17 protein-coding genes and 1 pseudogene are annotated in these 19,786 nt (G+C 57.4%); 15 read left to right on the top strand and 3 right to left on the bottom strand.

The features are described 5' to 3' along the window. Nucleotides 1-135 precede the first annotated feature (135 nt). A complete protein-coding gene (locus LH464_RS19400; RefSeq protein ID WP_226788058.1) occupies nt 136-543 on the bottom strand; it encodes an MgtC/SapB family protein in 408 nt (135 codons plus the stop codon). A 239-nt stretch (nt 544-782) separates the two neighbouring features. On the opposite strand from LH464_RS19400, the pseudogene LH464_RS24895 reads away from it, so the two are divergent. Beyond that, nucleotides 783-1,002, top strand: a pseudogene (locus tag LH464_RS24895) (transposase); the annotation flags it as partial. Between the two features lie 233 nt (nt 1,003-1,235). On the opposite strand, the gene LH464_RS19395 reads toward LH464_RS24895, so the two are convergent. After that, nucleotides 1,236-2,135 carry a LysR family transcriptional regulator gene (locus LH464_RS19395; protein ID WP_226788057.1) on the bottom strand — a complete coding sequence of 300 codons (900 nt, stop codon included), beginning with the start codon at nt 2,133-2,135 and terminating at the stop codon, nt 1,236-1,238. A 140-nt stretch (nt 2,136-2,275) separates the two neighbouring features. Here LH464_RS19395 and LH464_RS19390 point away from each other — a divergent pair, with 140 nt between their 5' ends. The 5 genes from LH464_RS19390 to LH464_RS24725 all read left to right on the top strand — a co-directional run bounded on the left by LH464_RS19390 (nt 2,276) and on the right by LH464_RS24725 (nt 6,862). Further along, nucleotides 2,276-3,373, top strand: a complete 1,098-nt coding sequence (locus LH464_RS19390; RefSeq protein ID WP_226788060.1) for a mandelate racemase/muconate lactonizing enzyme family protein — start codon at nt 2,276-2,278, stop codon at nt 3,371-3,373. A gap of 33 nt (nt 3,374-3,406) precedes the next feature. Further along, a complete protein-coding gene (locus LH464_RS19385; protein ID WP_226788056.1) occupies nt 3,407-4,378 on the top strand; it encodes a DctP family TRAP transporter solute-binding subunit in 972 nt (323 codons plus the stop codon). Continuing rightward, nucleotides 4,378-4,893: a TRAP transporter small permease gene (locus LH464_RS19380; RefSeq protein WP_226788055.1), complete on the top strand. Its 516-nt coding sequence runs from the start codon at nt 4,378-4,380 to the stop codon at nt 4,891-4,893. Before LH464_RS19385 ends, LH464_RS19380 begins: the two co-directional genes overlap by 1 nt. A gap of 9 nt (nt 4,894-4,902) precedes the next feature. Beyond that, entirely contained in the window at nt 4,903-6,186 is a 1,284-nt protein-coding gene (locus tag LH464_RS19375; protein ID WP_226788054.1) for a TRAP transporter large permease, read from the top strand. 397 nt (nt 6,187-6,583) lie between these two features. Then, nucleotides 6,584-6,862: an ArdC-like ssDNA-binding domain-containing protein gene (locus tag LH464_RS24725; RefSeq protein WP_226788053.1), complete on the top strand. Its 279-nt coding sequence runs from the start codon at nt 6,584-6,586 to the stop codon at nt 6,860-6,862. Nucleotides 6,863-6,955: 93 nt separating this feature from the next. Here the strand turns inward: LH464_RS24725 and LH464_RS19365 are convergent, their stop codons facing one another. Beyond that, on the bottom strand, nt 6,956-8,200 hold the full coding sequence (locus LH464_RS19365) for a LysR family transcriptional regulator (RefSeq protein ID WP_226788052.1): 1,245 nt from the start codon (nt 8,198-8,200) through the stop codon (nt 6,956-6,958). A gap of 493 nt (nt 8,201-8,693) precedes the next feature. Here LH464_RS19365 and LH464_RS19360 point away from each other — a divergent pair, with 493 nt between their 5' ends. The 9 genes from LH464_RS19360 (at nt 8,694) to LH464_RS19320 (ending at nt 19,721) form a co-directional block, all read left to right on the top strand. Further along, nucleotides 8,694-10,103: an MmgE/PrpD family protein gene (locus tag LH464_RS19360; RefSeq protein ID WP_226788051.1), complete on the top strand. Its 1,410-nt coding sequence runs from the start codon at nt 8,694-8,696 to the stop codon at nt 10,101-10,103. A 56-nt stretch (nt 10,104-10,159) separates the two neighbouring features. Continuing rightward, a complete protein-coding gene (locus LH464_RS19355) occupies nt 10,160-11,191 on the top strand; it encodes a Bug family tripartite tricarboxylate transporter substrate binding protein (protein ID WP_226788050.1) in 1,032 nt (343 codons plus the stop codon). 67 nt (nt 11,192-11,258) lie between these two features. Beyond that, nucleotides 11,259-13,322 carry a tripartite tricarboxylate transporter permease gene (locus LH464_RS19350; protein ID WP_226788049.1) on the top strand — a complete coding sequence of 688 codons (2,064 nt, stop codon included), beginning with the start codon at nt 11,259-11,261 and terminating at the stop codon, nt 13,320-13,322. A gap of 379 nt (nt 13,323-13,701) precedes the next feature. Then, entirely contained in the window at nt 13,702-14,553 is an 852-nt protein-coding gene (locus LH464_RS19345; protein ID WP_226788048.1) for an amidohydrolase family protein, read from the top strand. A gap of 9 nt (nt 14,554-14,562) precedes the next feature. Further along, complete coding sequence (locus LH464_RS19340; RefSeq protein WP_226788047.1) at nt 14,563-15,480, top strand: phosphate/phosphite/phosphonate ABC transporter substrate-binding protein; 918 nt, start codon at nt 14,563-14,565, stop codon at nt 15,478-15,480. A gap of 38 nt (nt 15,481-15,518) precedes the next feature. After that, nucleotides 15,519-16,367, top strand: a complete 849-nt coding sequence (locus LH464_RS19335) for an HpcH/HpaI aldolase family protein (protein ID WP_226788046.1) — start codon at nt 15,519-15,521, stop codon at nt 16,365-16,367. A gap of 28 nt (nt 16,368-16,395) precedes the next feature. Beyond that, nucleotides 16,396-17,379: an ABC transporter substrate-binding protein gene (locus tag LH464_RS19330; RefSeq protein ID WP_226788045.1), complete on the top strand. Its 984-nt coding sequence runs from the start codon at nt 16,396-16,398 to the stop codon at nt 17,377-17,379. A 28-nt stretch (nt 17,380-17,407) separates the two neighbouring features. After that, nucleotides 17,408-18,436 carry an amidohydrolase family protein gene (locus LH464_RS19325; RefSeq protein WP_226788044.1) on the top strand — a complete coding sequence of 343 codons (1,029 nt, stop codon included), beginning with the start codon at nt 17,408-17,410 and terminating at the stop codon, nt 18,434-18,436. A gap of 16 nt (nt 18,437-18,452) precedes the next feature. Further along, nucleotides 18,453-19,721, top strand: coding sequence for an MFS transporter (locus LH464_RS19320; RefSeq protein ID WP_226788043.1), 1,269 nt, complete (start codon nt 18,453-18,455; stop codon nt 19,719-19,721). Nucleotides 19,722-19,786: the final 65 nt, after the last annotated feature.

The raw sequence follows: 19,786 nt of genomic DNA, 5'->3' as shown, positions 1-19,786 counted from the left end.
ATGACCTAGCGTTGTTGCCAGCCATAGCAGCCTAGCCCCTCTGTGACCATGCGTTTCGGCAGACATCCCTACGTCTTCATCAACCGGATCTAGCTGGCAGACCAGGAGCTTTTATCGCCGTATCGCGTTACTGACTTACTTCCGATCGCCCCCGCTTGAGCCTGAGTCCATGTGGGTTGGCAAGAGATGAGGTACTGCCGCGAGGATAATCAACACAATCACTGTCGATAGGACCGCGGTTGTCTCCAGTCCGAGACCCGCGAGCACGCCAATTCCGGCTGTCGCCCAAATACTGGCGGTGGTAAGTCCTTCGATCTCGCGCTGCGCCGAGCGGACAATGATGGCACCTGCGCCAAGGAAGCCAATTCCCTGCACGATACCCTGCAGTACACGTGATAGGTCGCCTATCTCCATTCCGCTCTGGAGCGGACCTATGACAAAAAGTGCTGCACCTACGGCGACCAACATATGAGTCCGGACACCAGCGTTTCTTCCCTTGCGCTCGCGCTCGTAGCCAAGGATCCCGCTAAGTACTGCCGCCATTACGAGGCGTACCGTGATAAGAGTTATAGTAGACCCGTCTGGGATGTCGGAGATCTCGCTAACTAGCGTTGTCCAAAAGGCTCCCACGGCTTCCTCCTCATGTCATCTGCGAATACGAAAAGCTTAAGCGGGTTGTCACGCAAAAGTTGCGCTGGCTCAACTAAACAAGGTGGCCGACAGTCTGACCTTGCTCGTTGAAATTCCATCTTGAAGTACGCTTTGGTCCAGAGGGCCAGGGAATGAAGCGCAGCCGTTTCACAGCAGAACATCGGCCATTTGAGGGAGCACGAGGTGGGCACGCCAGTCTCGGAGCTTTGCCGCTAACACGGCGTCAGCGATACCAGCATCTATAAATGGAAAGCGAAGTTCGGCGGCATGGGAGGTGTAGGAAGCCAAACGGCTGAAGACGCTGGAGGACGAAACACGAACCTGAAGCGCCTTCTCCGCAACTCGCCGCTACCGCCCCATGCCTTTCCCGCGAACAAAGCTACTAATGCTTCCGAAAAGCGCGTGCGAAAACTTGTGTATGCCTATAGTTCTGCCAAATCATGAGCGATCAAGCGCAGCTAGCGACTTTGCCGGGAAGCCAGACGGGTGGGTTTTACTCTGACCCAACTGAAAAAGGCTTGGGCTTTAGCCACCGACTTTGTCGTATGCATTGATCGCGGGCAGTACATCTGAACTCTGATGGCCTAGCCGTACTTCAAATAGTCGAGTTCGCTAAGGACTGATACCACGGTGTTGAGCACCGCCTCCACTTTAGGTTTCCGACTCTGCCGATGATACTTCGCAAAAATCGGCGTGTCAGCGATAGGCGGATCCGTTTTAAGGACCGAAACCATGCCTTCGCTCACTTCGCGCTCTGCCAGTTTGTTGGGATAGATCCCTAAGCCTACTCCCTTGTTAACAAGATCTGCGAGCATCGAGACGCTGTTGCAGAAATCGATGCGGTTTGGAGTCAACCCAGCGCTGGCGAACCACCCGATCATCTGTTGATAGTTGATAGTCCCGACGGGGTTCGAGATGATCGAGTGCGTGGCAATATCTTGAGGTCGCACAATGGGTGGCAGGTCAAAGCTAGTCGAGGCAATCCAGCATGTTTCCTGGGCACCAAGAGGAACGAGCTTAAATTGCTCATGCTCCGTGGGATGTACAAGAAATGCCAGATCCAACCGTAGTGCATGTAATTCGGGTTCGACCTCCGCCGAGGTGGCGACCATCAGTTCAGGTTGGAGCTCAGGGTACGTCGAGTGCAGTCGTGACACGATCTGTGGTAAGCAGATCATGGCGAAACCTTCGGCAAAACCAAGCTTGATAGGGCCAGACAGATTCCGAACAGATGGTCGTGCCTCAATCTTCTCAAGGCTGGCAAAGATTGTCCGGCATTCTTCAAGCAAATCCTGACCCCGTAGGGTTAACTTAAGACCTCTCCCGACCCGTTGTAGCGGCTTGTAGCCGAGCGCGTCTTCAAGCCCTCTTAGACGCAATGAGACGGTTGGCTGAGCGATATTAAGAACGCTCGCGGCTCTTTCAACAGAGCTATAAGTCGCTGTCCAATAGAAAGCTTCCAACTGTGCAAGCGTTATTCGCATATCAGCTTTCCTGATGTATTTCCGCCGTTCTTCCAATTTGTCATGGTCATGTCAAATGTTTAAGTTGGTCGCCAACGGGGGTACCATCATTGACAGCTGATACAATTTCCAAAATCGAAGGGTTCATTCTTCGGTGCCCAATGCCTACGGTCGCTGGCAATGCGCTACGCGTGTTCAGTGAACGATCCGCGCTTCTGATTAGGATCACGACGGCTGGAGGACAGGTGGGCTGGGGCGAGACATGGGCCTATCCTTATGCAGCAGCCGAGCTAATCAAACGTAATCTTGCGCAATACGCGTTAGGCAAGAGCGTTACTAACCCGCGCCTGATTCACCAAGCCATGCTCTCTGCCGCAGTTCCTGATCGACGGGGCCAGACGCACATGGCACTCAGCGCCTTGGACATCGCTGTTTGGGATGCGTTTGGAAGATCAAGTGGGCTATCAATATCCTCACTCCTGGGCGGCGCACTTCGCAAAGAAATTCTGGCCTATGCCAGCGGCCCATTGTTGCCCGCTGGAGAGGATCGCTACGCTGGTTTCGAGCAGGCAGTGGAGGGTTTCATCGCGGATGGGTTCCAGGCAGTGAAGATTCGCGTTGGTATCGGAGCGAAAGAAGATATTCGGGCCATAGAGGCAGCTCGATCGATCGTAGGTGATGATGCCACTCTGATGATTGACCTCAACGAAGCCTCAACGATTGCTGATACGGTCGCGCTAGCTGATGCCACCAGGTCGTCCCGTTTGGCATGGATCGAGGAACCACTCCGACACGACAATATTCCCGGGTACAGACGAATTGCTGAGAAGATCTCGGTGCCACTTTCCGGCGGGGAATCCTTCTGCGGTGTCCAGGCATTCCGGGATGTAATGGTGGACGGTTCGCTTGCTGTGCTTCAGCCCGACTTAGCTATTTGTGGCGGGATCACCGAGGCCATCAAGATTGCCGGGTTGGCGGATGCTTTCGATACGGGTGTAGCTCCCCACGTATGGGGTACTGGGGTCAATTTCCTCGCGTCGCTGCAGTACGCATCGGTGCTGTCTGCTTATGGCAAGAGCCCAAGTGTGCCCATCTTTGAATACGACAAAAGCTACAATCCGCTGCGTGCAAAGATCTTTGATCCACGCCCAGATTCCAAAGGAAACATTGCTGTGCCAGATGGTCCTGGCCTTGGCATTGATATCGAGCTCGAAGCTCTTGACGAGTACGTCGTTGAGAGCTGGGAAGTCGCAGCCTAACTGAATAATAAGTAGAAAATCGTGGAGGAAACAATGAAGAAATCTTTGCTGGCAGCTTGCCTTACCCTCGTTACGTGGACCGGTACGGCCGCGGCCGCAGATGTTACGCTTTCGCTCGGGTTTGTAGGAGGAGCGCAAGCCCCCGAGGCCATCGCGATGCGACAGTTCGCTGAGGAAATCGCCACCAAGACTGAGGGACGGATTGAGGTCGATATTCAGGGCGGCGGTGCGCTTGGAGGCGATCGCGAAGTCATTGAAAGCGTTCAGGTTGGAACGGTCGATATGGCTATCCCGAGCACTTCTGTGGTCGTGAACTTTGCACCGGAATTTGCGCTCTTCGACATTCCCTTTCTCTTCCGTGACTTTGATCACGCAGATGCAGTCCTTAGCGGTCCAATCGGGAAAGAGATGCTTGAGGGACTTCCTGAAAAAGGTCTCGTTGGACTCGCGTTCGGAGGAATGGGCTTCCGACAGCTCACAAACAATACCAAGGCCGTCAAAACGGCTTCGGACGTGGAGGGTCTGAAGATCCGTACCCAGCAGAATGAACTGCACATTGCAGTCTGGAAGGAACTAGGGGTTCTTCCCACGCCGATGGCTATTCCGGAAGTTTACACCGCGCTTCAACAAGGAGTTGTGGACGGTCAGGAGAACCCTGTCGGCGCGATCATCAACAATCGCTTTGGTGAGGTTCAAAAATACCTCAGCATGACCGACCATGCCTTTACGCCACTGGTCCTGCTGATTTCTCCCACCGCCTATGAGGCGCTGTCGGATGAGGATAAGCAGATTTTTGTCGAAGCAGCGCAAAATGCGATGAAGCGTAATCGACAGGAAGTGGAAGTGGTCCTGACAACTGGACTGGATACCCTGCGCGAGCAAGGTGTCGAAGTTATCACCGATGTCGACAAGACCTCTTTTGCTAGCCAGGTGGAAGGCCTCTTTGAGACCTTTGCCGAGCAGTTCGGCAAAGAGCGTCTTGACGCTATCAAAGAGACAAAGTGATGCAACACGAAGAAGCTTGGGCTCGGTACTTCCTTAGCTTTGAGAGCTTGCTGACAAAAGCCGCAGTCGCGTTTGCGACTGCTGGCTTGGCTCTCGCATCTCTCATCGGCCTGTATCAGATCATTGCTCGTTTCGTGCTGCATCGATCAGCGGAGTGGTCAGAACCGCTCATTCAAATGACGTTGATCTGGATGACCTACCTCGGACTTGCTGCTGCAATGCGATCCGGAACGTTGATTTCCGTCGATTGGCTTCTCAGCTTGAGCAAGGGTAGAGCTAGGCAGGTCATCCAGATTGTCATCCTGGTCTGCGTCCTCACATTGTTGGGCTTTCTGACCTGGTTCGGGATCTCCCTCGCGATGCGGGTCAAGTTCCAGACGATCGCTGGGCTCGGTATTTCAACAAGCTGGGCCTACGCCGCACTGCCCTTTGGTGCCGTTATCTCGATCTTCGCGGCAATTGCTCACGTGATTGATCCACGTAGCAATATCGACCACCAGACCCAAAACACCTGAGGCTCAAATATGCTACTGACAATGATCTTGTTGCTGATCGGCCTCATGGCGCTTTCGGTCCCCGTAGCCGTAGCGATAGGGCTTGCAGGACTTGTGGGCGTTGCCACTTTCTCAAACCTTCCGTTAATTGTTCTGCCTCAGCAGGCATATATCGCGCTCGACAAGTTCCCGCTCGCGGCCGTGCCATTCTTCATTCTTGCGGGCAACCTGATGGCGGCAGGTGGAATCTCGCGTCGTCTCGTTGACTTGGTCGAGAGCGCCATAGGGGATACCCGTGGAGGCTTGCCTGTAACGTGTATTGTCGTCTGCATGATTTTTGCGGCAGTGTCGGGCTCCAGCGTAGCTACCACTTACGCGATCGGCGCAATCCTTATCCCTGCTATGGTCGCTCAGCGTTACCCAGTGGGCTTTGCATCTTCTCTACAGGCAACGGCGGCGGAACTAGGAGTTATCATCCCTCCTTCAATTCCGATGATCCTATATGGCGTGGCAGCGAGTGCACCGGTGGGAGATCTATTTATCGCCGGGATTGGACCAGGATTCCTTATTGCCGCAGCACTCATGGTCTTCGTGCTTATTTGGTCGCGGTATTTCCACAATCCAGGCAAGCTTGAAAAGAAGCCCGTTCAGCCGTTTATGGTCAGCCTGCGCAGATCAGCATTCGCGCTGTTCATGCCCGTGGTCATATTGGGCGGGATTTACGGTGGCGTGTTCACCCCGACCGAGGCTTCAATAATCGCGGTATTTTATGCTCTTGTGGTGAGCATGGTCATCTATCGAGAGATGAGCATCATTGCGATGGTCGATGTGTTCAAGCGATCGGCAATATCCTCGGCTATCATCATGTTCATCATCTCGATGGCAGGCCTGTTTTCGTTCATCCTCACCCGAGCTGGGATTCCGGCAGCTATCAGCCAGTGGCTGGTAGAGAATTTTGACAGCGCCTTTATGTTCTTGCTCGCTGTCAACGTCCTGCTGTTCCTCATCGGAATGTTTGTCGAAACCTCCGCATCGATCGTGGTTATCGCCCCTATCCTTGCTCCGGTTGCAATTGCGTTCGGTATCGACCCTGTCCACTTCGGTTTGATAATGATTGTGAACTTGGCTTTGGGAATGATTACTCCACCATTTGGCGTCAACCTGTTCGCTGCTGCTGCAGTGGGCAATGTTTCCTTGCACCGAATGATCCCCTACCTAGTGCCAATGGTCGCCGTAATTATCTTCTGCCTGGCATTGATCACATACTTCCCGATGATTAGCCTCGGTTCCCTGTACCTGTTTGGTATGCGATAACGCCCAAGTCCTCGGCGGCCCCACATACGGTGGGATTGCTGCCGAGGACAACCTCGTATGGTCGACAGTGGCTAAACCCAGGATACTGGATCAATGCATATCGATTGTTGCGTGCGACGCCACTACCAGCGGCACAAGCGCAGCGTTTGGCGTTGATGGTCACATTCGCTATCGGCGAGGATCATCGTTCGCCGTCGCGCCATACAAGGCTGATGCCGATCTGCTCCCACAAAAAAAAGGGCTCCTTGCGGAGCCCTTTTTTTTGGTTCGATCCGAAAGGGATCAGAATTCCACTCCGAGGCCGACCTGGGAGACGTCCTGCGTTTTCAGCCGGTCTGGGTGTCGACTTTGCATTCGAATGGGCCCCGTCAGGCAAACTAGAACAAGGAGAAATGCCGTGAGCGAGAACCGCACCGACACCTACCAGCGCATCAGATCAGATCATCAAATCCATCGAAGCCGGCACAAGGCCCTGGATGCAGCCATGAGCACTGACAACATCGGCCAAACCTTCGCCCGACCACTGCGTGGCAATTCCGAACCCTATCACAGCATCAACATCCTTCTGCCCTGGATGGTATTAGCCACTAACGGCTTCCAGCGCGACCGCTTCATGACCTACTGTCAGGCCCAGGAGCTTGGTGGCCAGGTCCGCAAGGACGAGCAGGGCCGCTGATCGTCAAGTACGGGATCCCCGGGCTAATCCATCATCCGATGGCGCCAGCGATGACGAAGAACGCCGGATCCCCTTTTCAGGAGCTACTGGTAGCTAAAGTGATCTCGGCTCTTGCTCCAGAGCGAGTGCACTTTCCTTCAGAATATTGACGAACTGCGTCTGGATCGGTGTCGGCAGCCAATTCGTCCGGATTGAAATGCCCTTGTGCGCTGGCGGAAAGCTGGGGTTCCATGGCAGGACGGTCAGAAGGTTGAGCTGTTCGTCCATCTCGATCTCATGCCGGCTGACCAGCGCCAGCCGATTGCTGCATGCTAAAATCGCGCGGATGGTGGAAAGAGAGCTGGTCTCGATGAGCATGTTGGGATGTTTGTCCTGCTCTTCGAAGAGCGCGTCATACTCGCGGCGTCGCGGCGTTCCCTGGCCTGGAGCGATCCAGTCGTGGCGAAGGAGATCGCTTCGCGTGACCTCGGCCTGCGCAGCCAGAGGATGGCCCGAGCGGGCCACGATGCAATACGGATCGGTGAACAGAGGAATTTCGGCCACCTCCATGTCCCAGTCGGGCCTACGCAGTACCCCGAAAATCATGTCGATGGCACCGTTGCGCAGGCTGTTGAAAAGGATGGCGTAGGGGGCGTTGGTGACGACGACGCGTGCCTTCGGAAAACGCTCCGTCAGCCGTGCGATGGCAGCCCCGATCAGGTAAGCACCGGACATAGGCAGCGCGCCAATCAGGATTTTGCCGCTCTCCACTCCATCTAGGGAGCCGATTTCGTCGAGCGCCGCATCCATCTCGCGCAAGGCCAGCGCGAGCCTTCTCGCAAGACTTGCACCCGCATCCGTCATCCTAAGTCCATAGGGGGAGCTGGTGTAGACCCGCTCGTCCAGCATAGCCTCCAGGTCACGCAACGTACGATGAAGTGAGGACGTCGAGATGCCGCTGACATGAGCAGCCTGCGAAAACGTGGTGCTTGCCGAAATGGCGATGAGGCTCCGGATTTGGGCGCTGGTGAGGTAGCGTGCGCGGATGGGACCACCACCGGTTGCGGAAAGAAGCGCGGCATCGCACTGATCAAGAAAGCGGCGGACACGGTTCAGGTAGACTTCTCCGGCGCGTGTGAGAGCGGTGCCTTTCTGATGTCTTTCGAACAATACACGGTCGAGCGCCGCCTCGACCTTTGCGACAGCCTGTGTGACCGCCGGCTGCGACAATCTGAGCTCCTGAGCTGCTTTGCCGATACTGTTGTGACGTCCGACCGCCTCCACCGCCCTGAGGTGGCGCAGGTTTGGTAGCAGTATGTTTTCGCCAAAAATAGCCGGCTCTTTGATGGTGATTGTCATGATCGCAGTCAATTCATTTTATGACGACGGCGTCAAGAGCGCATCGAATTTGGCCGATTTCTCGGGCAGAGGTCTCCGATCACACTCGAAATAACCATTTTTTCTCAGTGGGATATTGTTTTTCTGTCGTTTAATTTCGGCTCGGATAAAGCTCCTGGTGAAGAGGGGTATCTATGAGGGTGTGCTATTTTCTTATGATGGGTCACGCACTTCCAATTTGAATTGGGCGGCTATTGTCGATGAATATGATTGTGCCGGATGGGAGTTCGGCAGGAGGGAATTTTGAGCCACAAGATGAGAGTCTCGTCGCTTGCTCGATACGAGCGGCGAACCGGAGTCGCCGTCGGCTGTCTCGGCGAACTGTCGTGAAGCGCTTCGAGATGCATTGCGACGACATCTGTATCAAGCGATACGATCCACCGTCTGCTCCCGTCGTTGTCCAGCCGTTTGAAACCCGCCGTCATGCGGCCCAGAACTGTCCGAAAGGATACTGATGAACGATCAGAACACAACCACCAATGAGTCCTCAATCAGGCAATTGGCTCAATGGACGCTGGCAGCGGAGCCTGCCTACCTGTCGAGCATTGCTCTGCGCCAAGCGGAGCTTCTGACGTTGGATACCATCGCGTGCGCCTTTTCAGCGCAGCTTGCCGGGGCGCCGCGCCGTGTGGCCGAGATGATCGAGGAGTTGGGAAGCAAGCCTGTTTGTACTCTGATCGGCCACGCCGAACGTGGATCGGTGCTCGATGCCACATTCCTGAATTGCGCCCTGGTGCGATCGCAAGACTTCAACGACGTCCAGTTCATTCAGAAGGACGGCAAGCTCCACATTGGCGGCCATTGCAGCGACGTCCTGGCCGCTGCCCTTGCTGTTGGCGAGGCGCATGGCGCGTCGGGACAGTCTGTGCTCACCGCGATCATGATGGGCTATGAGCTTTTCCGTCGCCTGCGCGATCTGATGCCGATGGACAGCGTCTGGGATGGGGCCAGTGCCGTGGGCGTGGTTGCTGCAGCGATGGCAGGTCGGATTCTTGGCCTGGACGAGACGCGCCAGGCTAATGCGCTCGCGCTGGCCATGGCGCGCTGCGCAACGCCGTCCATCGTACGCTATGGGGAGCTGTCCGGTGCCAAGAATATGGTGGGCGCGCTTCTTGCTCGCGAAGGCGTGCAACTGACGTTGCTTGCTGCGAAGGGTATGACCGGTCCTCAGCAGGTTCTGGATCACCGTTGGGGCATGCAGCAGGTGTTCGACCCTGCGCTTGGCTTCGAAAAGCTTTGGGCGCCTGTGGACGAATTGTTCATCCTGCGTTCCCACGTCAAGACGTTTGCCTGCATCGGGACGGCGCAGGCAGAGATTGTCGCGGCACTCGATGCCCATAAAAAGCTGGCGGGCCGGGTGGATGAGATCGAGGCGATCGATGTGATCATGGCGGACCTGCCGATCATCCGCAAACAGCAGGCTGAGAAGCCCCGATTGACGCCTTCCACCCATGAGACGGCCGACCACAGCTTCACGTTCCTGCCGGCCGTCGTGTTGATGGATGGCGAACTGACGCCGCGTCAATATGTGAATGAGCGCTGGGCAGAACCTGCGACACGCGCATTGACGGCAAAGGTCCGCCTGTCCGTATCGGAAGAGCTCCGCTCTCGCTCGCCGGAAGCGATGCCCTGCCAGATCAAGGTGCACTTGACCGGCGGCGAGGTCATCGAGACCGAGTGCCTCCACCCGCCGGGTCATTCGTTCCCGGACCGGGGCCTCGCGGAGGCGCCTGTGCTGGAGAAGTTCAAGAACGTAACTGCAAGCCTTCTGTCGGCTGAACGTCAGGACCGGATCATCGGGGACCTGATGGACCTGCGCAATAAAAAGAACATAGCGCCGACTATTTCGCTTTTGACTACCTGAAATGCAGACTGGTTTCGGCCCTCTCGGCCGAAACCTCAAACGGGAGGAGAAAACTGATGAAATTGAAGAAATTTGCTACTGCTGCGACTATCGCCCTGTCCACCGCGTTTCTGAGCACGTCGGCCGGAGCGCAGACCGTCGAGGAATTCTATAGCGACAACAACTTGACGCTGATGGTTTCGGCCGCGCCAGGGGGCGGCGCTGATCTCTATGCGCGTGCCTTCGCGCCATTCCTATCCAAACATCTGCCCGGCAACCCAAATGTGGTCATAGCCAATGTTCCTGGGGCTGGTGGTCTGACTGCGGCTGCCCAACTGCAGAATAGTGCACCGCGCGACGGAACAGCCATCGCCGCCCTTCAGCGCAACAACCTTTATCTGCCGCTTGTTTCGGCCGAAAAGCTCGCCTTCGATCCGCGCGAGGTGAATTGGATCGGCAGCCTGAACAAGGAAAGCTATGTGCTCATCACGTGGGAGAATGCGCCGGTGAAGACACTGGACGATCTCTTTTCCCAGCCGCTGACGATCGGCTCTACCTCGTTCAACAACGAGAACCGCACCTTCCCAGCCATGATCAACGAGTATCTCGGATCCAAGATGGACATCATCCCCGGATACAAGGGCAACGACGAAATCGCGCTTGCCATGGAGCGCGGTGAAGTACAAGGTCGCGCCGTGACCACCACAAGCCTGCTCGGAGGCAACGACGCCAGCTGGCTGGCAGAAGGCAAGCTGAACGTGATCGCCCAGCTTGCGATGCGCCCGAGTCCGGCTGTCAAAGATGTGCCAATGATCCTTGACAAGGTCACTGACCCCAAGGCCCGTTCCGTCTTCGAGTTCATGTTCTTGCCGCTGGACGCCGGCCGTCCGTTTGCCGCTCCGCCTGAAGTTCCGGAAGACCGTCTCGCAGCTCTGCGCGCCGCCTTCGAAGCCGCCGCGGAGGACCCCGGGTTTATCGCTGAGGTCGCCAAGCAGAATGCGACGGTCGAAATGATCGCCGGTGATGAGGTTCATAAGATCCTCGATGAGCTCTACGCGACCTCGCCGGATGTTCTCGATCAGGTCAAGGGACTTCTGGTCTCGAAGTAATCCTGCCCAGCCGCCTGCCGGGGCTTGGCTCCGGCAGGTCAACGCACAAACGTAAATTGGACAAATAATGGACGCTGCCGATAGTGTGAGCATGCTGGGCGCCGCCTGGGAGGCGCTGACGATCCTCGCGGATCCCATGCGCCTGGGTGTTCTTTGCCTTGCTGCATTTCTGGGTGTGGTCCTCGGGATCGTGCCCGGCATCGGAGGTCTGGCGGGCACGGCTTTGCTCCTGCCGTTCACCTTCGCCATGGATCCCTACACCGCATTCGCCTTCCTGCTGGGGCTGGGGGCAACGACATCCACGGGTGATCCGATCCCCGCGATCCTGTTCGGCGTTCCGGGCGGAGCGGGATCAGCGGCCACGGTTCTCGATGGCTTGCCTATGGCGAAGCGTGGCGAAGCCGGGCGTGCGCTAAGTGCCGCCTACATGTCATCGCTGATGGGTGGCCTGTTCGGCGCCTTGCTGCTCGGCATTTCCGTGCCGATACTGCGGCCGGTCATGCTGTACATCGGCACGCCGGAAATGCTGGCAATATCCATTCTGGGACTGTCAATGGTGGCTGCATTGTCCAGCAGTACGCCGCTGCGCGGACTGGCCGCCGCCGCGATCGGTGTGATGATCTCCATGATAGGCTCCGAGCCTCGTACCGGCGCATTCCGCTGGACGTTTGAAAGCCTGTACCTTTGGGAAGGTCTGCCCCTGGTGCCGCTTACGCTGGGCCTTTTTGCCCTGCCTGAGCTCTGCGACATGATGATTTCCCGTCATTCGCTGAAAGGCAAGCCGATTCAGAACGTAAATCTCGGCATCTGGCAGGGCGCGAAAGACTGCTTCACCGAATGGTGGCTGATCCTGCGCTGTAGCTGGATCGGTACAGCGCTGGGCGCGATTCCGGGTATCGGCGGTTCCGTCGTCGATTGGGTAGCATATGCTCACGCCGCAAGGACCGTGAAGGGGGGGCGCCAGACCTTCGGTAAAGGCGACGTGCGCGGTGTCATCGCCTCGGAAAGTTCAAACAATGCCAAGGAAGGTGGCTCGCTCATCACCACGATCGCGTTCGGCATTCCGGGCTCAGCCGGTATGGCGATCATCCTCGGAGCATTTCTGTCGCAAGGGCTTGTGCCCGGCCCTGACATGCTGACAAAAAACCTGCCGATTACCTATTCGATGGTATGGTCGATCGCGATCGCAAACATCATAGGTGCGGGTCTCTGCTATGCTTTCAGCCCGCAATTTGCTCGCTTGGCAACATTGCGTTACACGCTGGTCCTGCCGGTTGTCGTCTGCATCATCTTCATCGGCGCTTACGAGGGGTCCCGCCAGTGGGGCGACCTGGTGGCGCTGCTGATCTTTGGCCTTGCTGGCTGGACAATGAAGCGTCTGCGCTGGCCCCGTGCGCCGCTCATTCTCGGTGTAGTTCTCGGAGACATAATCGAACGGCAACTATTCATCTCCATTCGCCTCTACGGAGCAGATTGGTTGCTGCACCCGATGGTCGTTGTCATCCTCTGCGTTGCCGCTCTCGGTATCCTGCGTCCTGTGATCAGCGCCCTTCTCGACAGAGACCGGAGCTGGGATCTGAACCTCCAGCTGCCGAAGTTCTCGCCGGGTGATACCTTCCCTGTGATCCTTCTTGCCGCCATGGCTTTCCTTTTCTGGGAAACCGCAGGATGGAGCTGGTCCACCGCGCTGGTGCCACAGATCGTGACCGGAGTGGCCTTCGTTGCTGTGCTCGGCTCGCTCGGAAACGCGGTTTTCCGTCGAGGCATCTCAGCCCGTTCGCCGCTCGATGAGGCAAAGGCAGAGGCCAGCCAGGCGATACACATGGACTTGATCGAAGAAAACGAAGGCATGGCCATATCTGAGATACTGCGGCGCGCGCTTGCATTTCTCGGATGGCTCCTGGGCTTCCTTCTCTCAATGGGTACCATCGGCATTATCCCCACCATTCCGTTGTTCGTGGTTGGATTTATGCGGTTCGAAGGCAAGGAGCGTTGGAACCTGGTCGTGCCGATGGCTATCGGGGTCACACTGTTCGTCTATCTCGTGTTCGATCAATTGCTGACGATGAACTGGCCAGTAACGTGGATCGGTCAGGCATTCCCGGCCCTGCGCGTCATCCCGTCTGTTTGATCGGACCAATTAGAATGAATGCGGTCGCCCCAGACAGGGCGGCCGCATGATGCGTTTACCCAGGCGAGTGACGCAGAGAATTGGCAATTAAACCGAATAGTTTCAAATAAAAACCGGCATACTGAAAAATGACTGTCTCATTTTCTTATGCATCGTGGCGCTCTTCCAATTGGCTCTCCTCCGTACTGAGAGATAGATTGTCCCTAGGAAAAAGCAGCGGGGGCACCGCCAAATGCGTTGGACGGTGGACCGTCCCGCCCTCGCTTCTGACTAGCAAATATATACGTCCGGCGGTCGTCGGGGGCGCTTCTTCCTGGAAGGAGTTTCCGGCGGCACGGCCCCGCTTGGCCTGGCTGGTGAAGAGGAGAGACTAGCTTACATGGCTCAAAGAATTCACGACATCCACCCGCACGTCATCTCCCATGATGAGGTCGCCTATCCGCGTGCACCGCTCGGTGGCAATCAGTCGGACTGGTCCAAGGAACATCATGTCACGATCGAGGCCATGGTTGCGGCGATGGACGAGGCCGGCATTGTCAGCTCCGCGCTGGTGCAGGCCGCATCATGCTACGGCTATGACAACAGCTATGTGGCGGAAGCGGTTGCGCGCCATCCGGATCGTTTTACCGCCGTCGGAACGATTGACGTGCTTTCACCCAATGCGGTCAATGTCATGCAGGGCTGGCTTGCGAAGGGCGTCACCGGTCTGCGTCTTTACACCGGCGGTAGCAAGCTCAAGTTCGATTTTTCGTGGCTGAACGACCCGCGCTCATTTCCTGTTTGGGAAAAGGCCGGAGAGCTGGGCCTCCCGATCTGCGTACAGTGCCGCTTGCCTGCCTTTCCGATCGTGGCCGAAATGGCTGAGCGCTTTGGGAACACCCGCATCATCATCGACCATCTGGCGCGCACCGATATTGCCGATGGCCCCCCTTACGCCAACGCACGTCCGCTCTTCGAATTGGCGAAATACGAGAATATCTACCTAAAGGTTACCCCGCGCACTTTTGACCTCGCAGCCTCGGGCGCGGCATCACCAGAGACTTTCTTCCCGGTTCTGGTCGAAGCATTCGGCGCGGACCGTTGCTCCTTCGGCTCAAACTATCCGGCATCGGAAGGCTCTCTCGCGCAGATCGTGGAACGCGCCAAGCAGAACCTTTCTTCCCTGTCGGAGGCGGATCGCGACATGATCCTCGGTGGTACCGCCGAGATACTGTATCCACGTTTGGCCTAAGCGATAGCCATGCAGAAGACTTACGCAAGCCAAGGTCCAGTAACGCTCGCGACGCTCTTAGGCAGCAACGCCAGTACCAGGTCTATGAAATCTGGACAGATCGCGAGCGACCTGATCCGCTTCGATTACACTGAGTTTCCGCAGGTCTTCGACGGCTTCAAGGACATGGTTCGTCAAGATCGTTTCGACTTTGGCGAACTGGCCATCGTAACCTATCTTCAGGCTCACGCATTTGGAAAGCCATTGATTTTGCTGCCCGCAGCGATCGGTGCACGGTTTCAGCATCATTGCATCTGCTATAACGCCCAGCGCGGGGTCATCAAACCAATGGATCTGCCGGGGCTGCGCGTCGCAGTTCGCTCCTATACGCAAACAACGGGTGTGTGGGTGCGCGGTATCCTGCAGGACGACTATGGGCTCGATCCGGACAGCGTGACTTGGGTTTGTTTCGAGGATTCTCATCTCGAAGAGTTTCGCGATCCCCCCAATGTCGTCCGGGCGGAGGAGGGGAAAAGCCCGCTGGGAATGTTGCTTGCCGGCGAGGTCGATGCTGCGCTCCTGGGAAGTGACATGCCTGACGATCCGCGCCTGCAGCCCGTCATTCCGGATCCGAAGGCCGCCGGGCTTATCTGGCACCGACGAACTGGCATTGTGCCGATGAACCACATGGCAGTCGTTCATGCAGATTTGGTCGAGCAACGGCCCGATGTGGTGCGCGAACTCTATCGCCTTCTGATCGAGAGCCGTGACCGGGACACGCCTCCGGGTAATGACATTCAGATGCGCCAGTTTGGTGTGGAAGCGCTGCGCCCCTCGCTGGAGGCCGCTGCGCGCTTCGCCTTCGCACAAGGCGTGATCCCGCGCCCGATCAATGTGGATGCACTTTTTGACGACACGACGCGTCTTCTGGGCGCGCCCGCCGGCTGAACGAACCGCGGACTTTCAAGGAATGGGTGGAGAACAAAATGACTAGATTGAACTCGGTGATCGGCGCTTTCGAACAGGGGCGTAAAGCGTTTGGTACTTTCGCGGCCGCCGGCATGGAATCGGCATTGTGGGTCACCGAGGCGCCTTATGACGGCGTCATCTACGAAATGGAACACCGCCCGTGGGATCCGGCCCAGCTGCGCGATACGTTGCAATGGATGGTGAGCCGCAAGTCCATCGCCGCAACGGGCGCCCCTGCGGTCACGCCTATTGTGCGCATTCCGGCAAACGGCGGGGAAATGAACCAGTTTCTCGCCAAGCAGGCCCTGGACATGGGGGCATTCGGTGTCGTCTGGCCCCATGTCAGCACCGCCGAGCAGGCCTACAACGCGGTTGCCGCCTGCCGTTATCCCCGGCTCTCGACAGCGCCGCTTTACGAGCCGCAGGGCATTCGCGGCGACAGCCCCAAAACGGCTTCACGGCTATGGGGTGTGGGCACGGGCGAATATTATAGCAAGGCCGATGTATGGCCGCTGGCGCCGGAGGGCGAAATCCTGGTTCTCCTCATGATCGAGGACACGGTCGGGATCGCCAACCTCGATGAAATGCTGACCAGAGTGCCGGGCATCGGGGTGGTCATGATCGGGGAGGGCGACCTCAGCCAGGAGCTCGGGCATCCCCGTGAATACGATCATCCCGAGGTTGTTTCCGCCATGGCCGAGATCGTGCGGATCTGCAAGGCCCACGGCGTTCGCGTCGGCCATCCCCACGTCGGCTCCAAGAATGTCGAAAAGGTTCTGGCCGATGGCTTCGACCTGCTGCTCGCCGCGCCGGTGCGGACGTTTTCCGCACTGGAAACCGGCCGCCGTTTGAGTGGCCGTAGCTGAAGCAGATATCATAGAGAGGAATGCGCCGATGGCCGACACACTTCGCCTGACCATATCCGTCCGCAGCGCGGGCCATACCAATCCCGTGAAGAACGGCACCGTCAAGCTGGATGGAATCGAATTCGAGTTCGTCGAGGTGGAACCGCAAATTGCTGCCTATCGCCGCATGGTGCGGGACCTGGAGTTCGACGTCTGCGAACTGGCTTCCACGACGTACTACATTGCCCGCTCGCATGGCGCTCCGTACACAGCGCTGCCCATCTTCTTCGAACGGAAGTTTCATCACACCGGGTTGGTGATCCGCCCCGATGCAGGCATTACGGCCCCTAAGGATCTCGAAGGTAAGAAAGTAGGCGTGCGCGCCTACTCGGTAACCACGGGTGTGTGGACGCGTGGTGTCCTGCAGAACGAATACGGCCTCGACTGCTCCAAGGTCACTTGGGTCGTGGACGATGAGGAGCATGTGGCGCAGATGGTTCTGCCGCCCAATGTTGTCCATGCGCCGCAGGGGCAATCTCTTGCGCAGATGATGGCGGCGGGGGAGCTGCACGCCGGTTTCACGGCAAATGCAGGGATCGGCCGCGCCGGCCCGCCCACCGCCGATTGGGCCGCGTCAACCAAGCCGGCCGACAGCTATCCCGAGCTTCTCGCAAATGGCAAGCAGGCTGAGGCGGAATGGTATGCCCGTACCGGCATATTGCCGATGCATTCGACGCTGGTCATCCGCGACGAGATCTTGGCGTCAAGACCGGACGTGGCGCCAAAGATCTACAATGCATTTCTCCAGGCCAAGGAAATCTATATGGGCCGTCTTCATTCCGGCGAGGCGGCGACCAAGCAGGATGAAGGCCGACGCAAATTGATGAAGACCGTCGGCAGCGATCCGCTTCCCTATGGATTCTCTGCAAACCGCGCCTCGATAGAGGCACTCAAGCTCTATGCCGAACAACAGCAGCTTATGGCGCGTGATGTGCCCATAGACGAGTTGTTTATCGATGAAGCCGGTTTCTGAGCCCTCCCGCTGATCTAGGATAAAGCAGATGATTATCGATTGTCACGGACACTACACCACTGCCCCTGCCGCAATGCAGGCCTTCCGCGCTCACCAGCTGGAAGCCTTCAGGGCGAAGACGGCCGCGCCGCACAAGGATGAGCTTGTCATCTCGGATGACGAGATACGGCAGACACTTGAGGACAACCAGGTGTTGCTTCAGCGCGAGCGTGGCACCGACCTGACGCTGTTTTCGCCCGGAGCAGGCAAGATGGCTCATCACCAGGGAGATGCGAAGGTCTCCCAGCAGTGGACCGAAGTCAGCAACGACCTGATCTATCGCGCGACGCAACTATTCCCGAAAAGCTTCATTGGAGTGTGCCAGCTGCCCCAATCTCCCGGTGTGCCACCGGCCAATTGCATTGGCGAGCTGGAGCGCTGCGTGACCGAATTGGGTTTCGTCGGCTGCAACCTCAATCCCGATCCGTCTGGTGGCTACTGGACGGATCCGCCGCTGACCGACCGCAGCTGGTATCCGCTATACGAAAAGCTGGTTGAGCTTGAGGTGCCGGCAATGGTGCATGTCTCCTCGTCCTGTAATCCCTGCTTCCACGGGACCGGCGCCCATTACCTCGCGGCGGATACCACGGCGTTCATGCAGTTGCTGCTGTCGGACATCTTCAAGGACTTCCCGACACTGAAGTTCGTCATACCTCATGGCGGAGGAGCGGTGCCTTATCACTGGGGCCGCTACCGCGGGCTCGCGCAGGACCTCAAGCGGCCTCCACTGCCCGAGCTGCTTCTCAATAATGTCTTCTTCGATACCTGCGTCTATCACGATCCGGGCGTGCAGCTCCTGACCAAGGTGATCCCGGTAGAAAATGTGTTGTTTGCCTCGGAAATGATCGGTGCGGTCAAGGGAATCGATCCCGAAACCGGCCATCGCTTCGACGATACCAAACGCTATATCGACAATGTCACCTGGCTGACCGAGGAAGATCGCCGCAAGATCTATTATGAAAATGCCCTCAAGGTTTACCCACGGCTTGGCGCTGCGCTGGCGCGAATAGACGCGTGAGCCTGGACCCGGCACGATGATCGACTGGTCGGCGGGCAGAATAGCAAAGGCCTTTTCAGCGCTGAGCCACCGAAACTATCGCCTGATGTGGACAGGAACGCTGGTTTCCAACACCGGTGACTGGATGGATCAGGTTGCGCTGAATTGGCTCGTCGTCTCGACGACCGGTTCGGCGTTCCATCTGGCCCTTGTCAACCTGTGCCGTGGCCTGCCGATTCTGCTCTTTGTACTCGTTGGCGGCGCCATGGCAGATCGTCTGCCACGCCGCCGCCTGATGATGCTGACTCAATCAGCCGCCATGGCTCTGGCTACGTTTCTCGCGGTCATGGTTATCTGGGGCGGTGCGCCGATATGGGCCATTCTACTGGTGGCCACGGGCAGAGGCATCTTCACCGCTTTCAACATGCCGGTCCGCCATTCCCTGATTTCGGAGCTCGTGCCCAAGAGCGATCTACCCAATGCAATCGCCCTCCATTCCATGACTGTGAACCTGACGAAGATAATCGGCCCCGCGCTGGCCGGGCTCATCATCGGGACGCTTGGCACGGGGGTCTGTTTTGCCCTGAATGCCGTGAGCTTCATCGTGGTAATCCGCTCACTTCAGGCCATGCGTTTTCCGCCGGATCCTCCTCGGGCGCCGTCACAGTCGCTTGGAAGAAGTATCCTTGAAGGCATCACCTATGTTCGTGGTGAGCGTACCGTGCTGCTGCTGGTGATGATCGCGCTGGTGCCGACGTTTTTCGGCCAACCCTATCTCAGCATCCTCACTCTGTTCGCTCATGACGTCTTCCGTATCGGACCGGAAGGTCTCGGTATTCTGATGGCCTTTGCCGCAGGCGGTTCTGTTCTTGGCGCACTTTTGCTGGCGAGCTTTCCAGCCTTGGCGGCCTCCGGGTGGTGGATGACAGTATTCCTGATTGGATTCGGCGCAGTATTGCTGGCTTTTGCAGCCAGTCCCTATTTGATGTTGGCGCCGCTGCTCCTGTTTGCGGCCGGTGCGTTCCAAATCGCCTACAATGCCACCAACAACACAATCCTGCAGATGCGGGTGCCCAACGATGTTCGCGGGCGTGTAATTTCCATTCTCATGCTGAACAGGGGACTCGTGCAACTGGGCACCGCCGCGACGGCGGGCGTCGCGGGCATGATCGGTCCACGCTGGGCCATGGCCGGCAATGGCTTGGTTATCCTGCTGCTTGGGGCATTCATCCTTTTGCGGGAGCGACGCGTGACGACGCTTACCGGTAACCAGGAGACCAGTTTGAGCGACCGCGCGAGCGAATAGGCACAAGAATACGGTGGAGGCGCGTGCTGTCTCCGCCAAAAAAATCCGAGGATAGAGGAGAACCG

The sequence above is a fragment of the Pseudorhizobium xiangyangii genome, from assembly GCF_020531965.1.
GTDB classification, from domain to species: domain Bacteria; phylum Pseudomonadota; class Alphaproteobacteria; order Rhizobiales; family Rhizobiaceae; genus Neorhizobium; species Neorhizobium xiangyangii.
The sequence above is the reverse complement of the archived record's forward strand: the minus strand, read 5'-3'. Positions and strand labels throughout refer to the sequence as shown.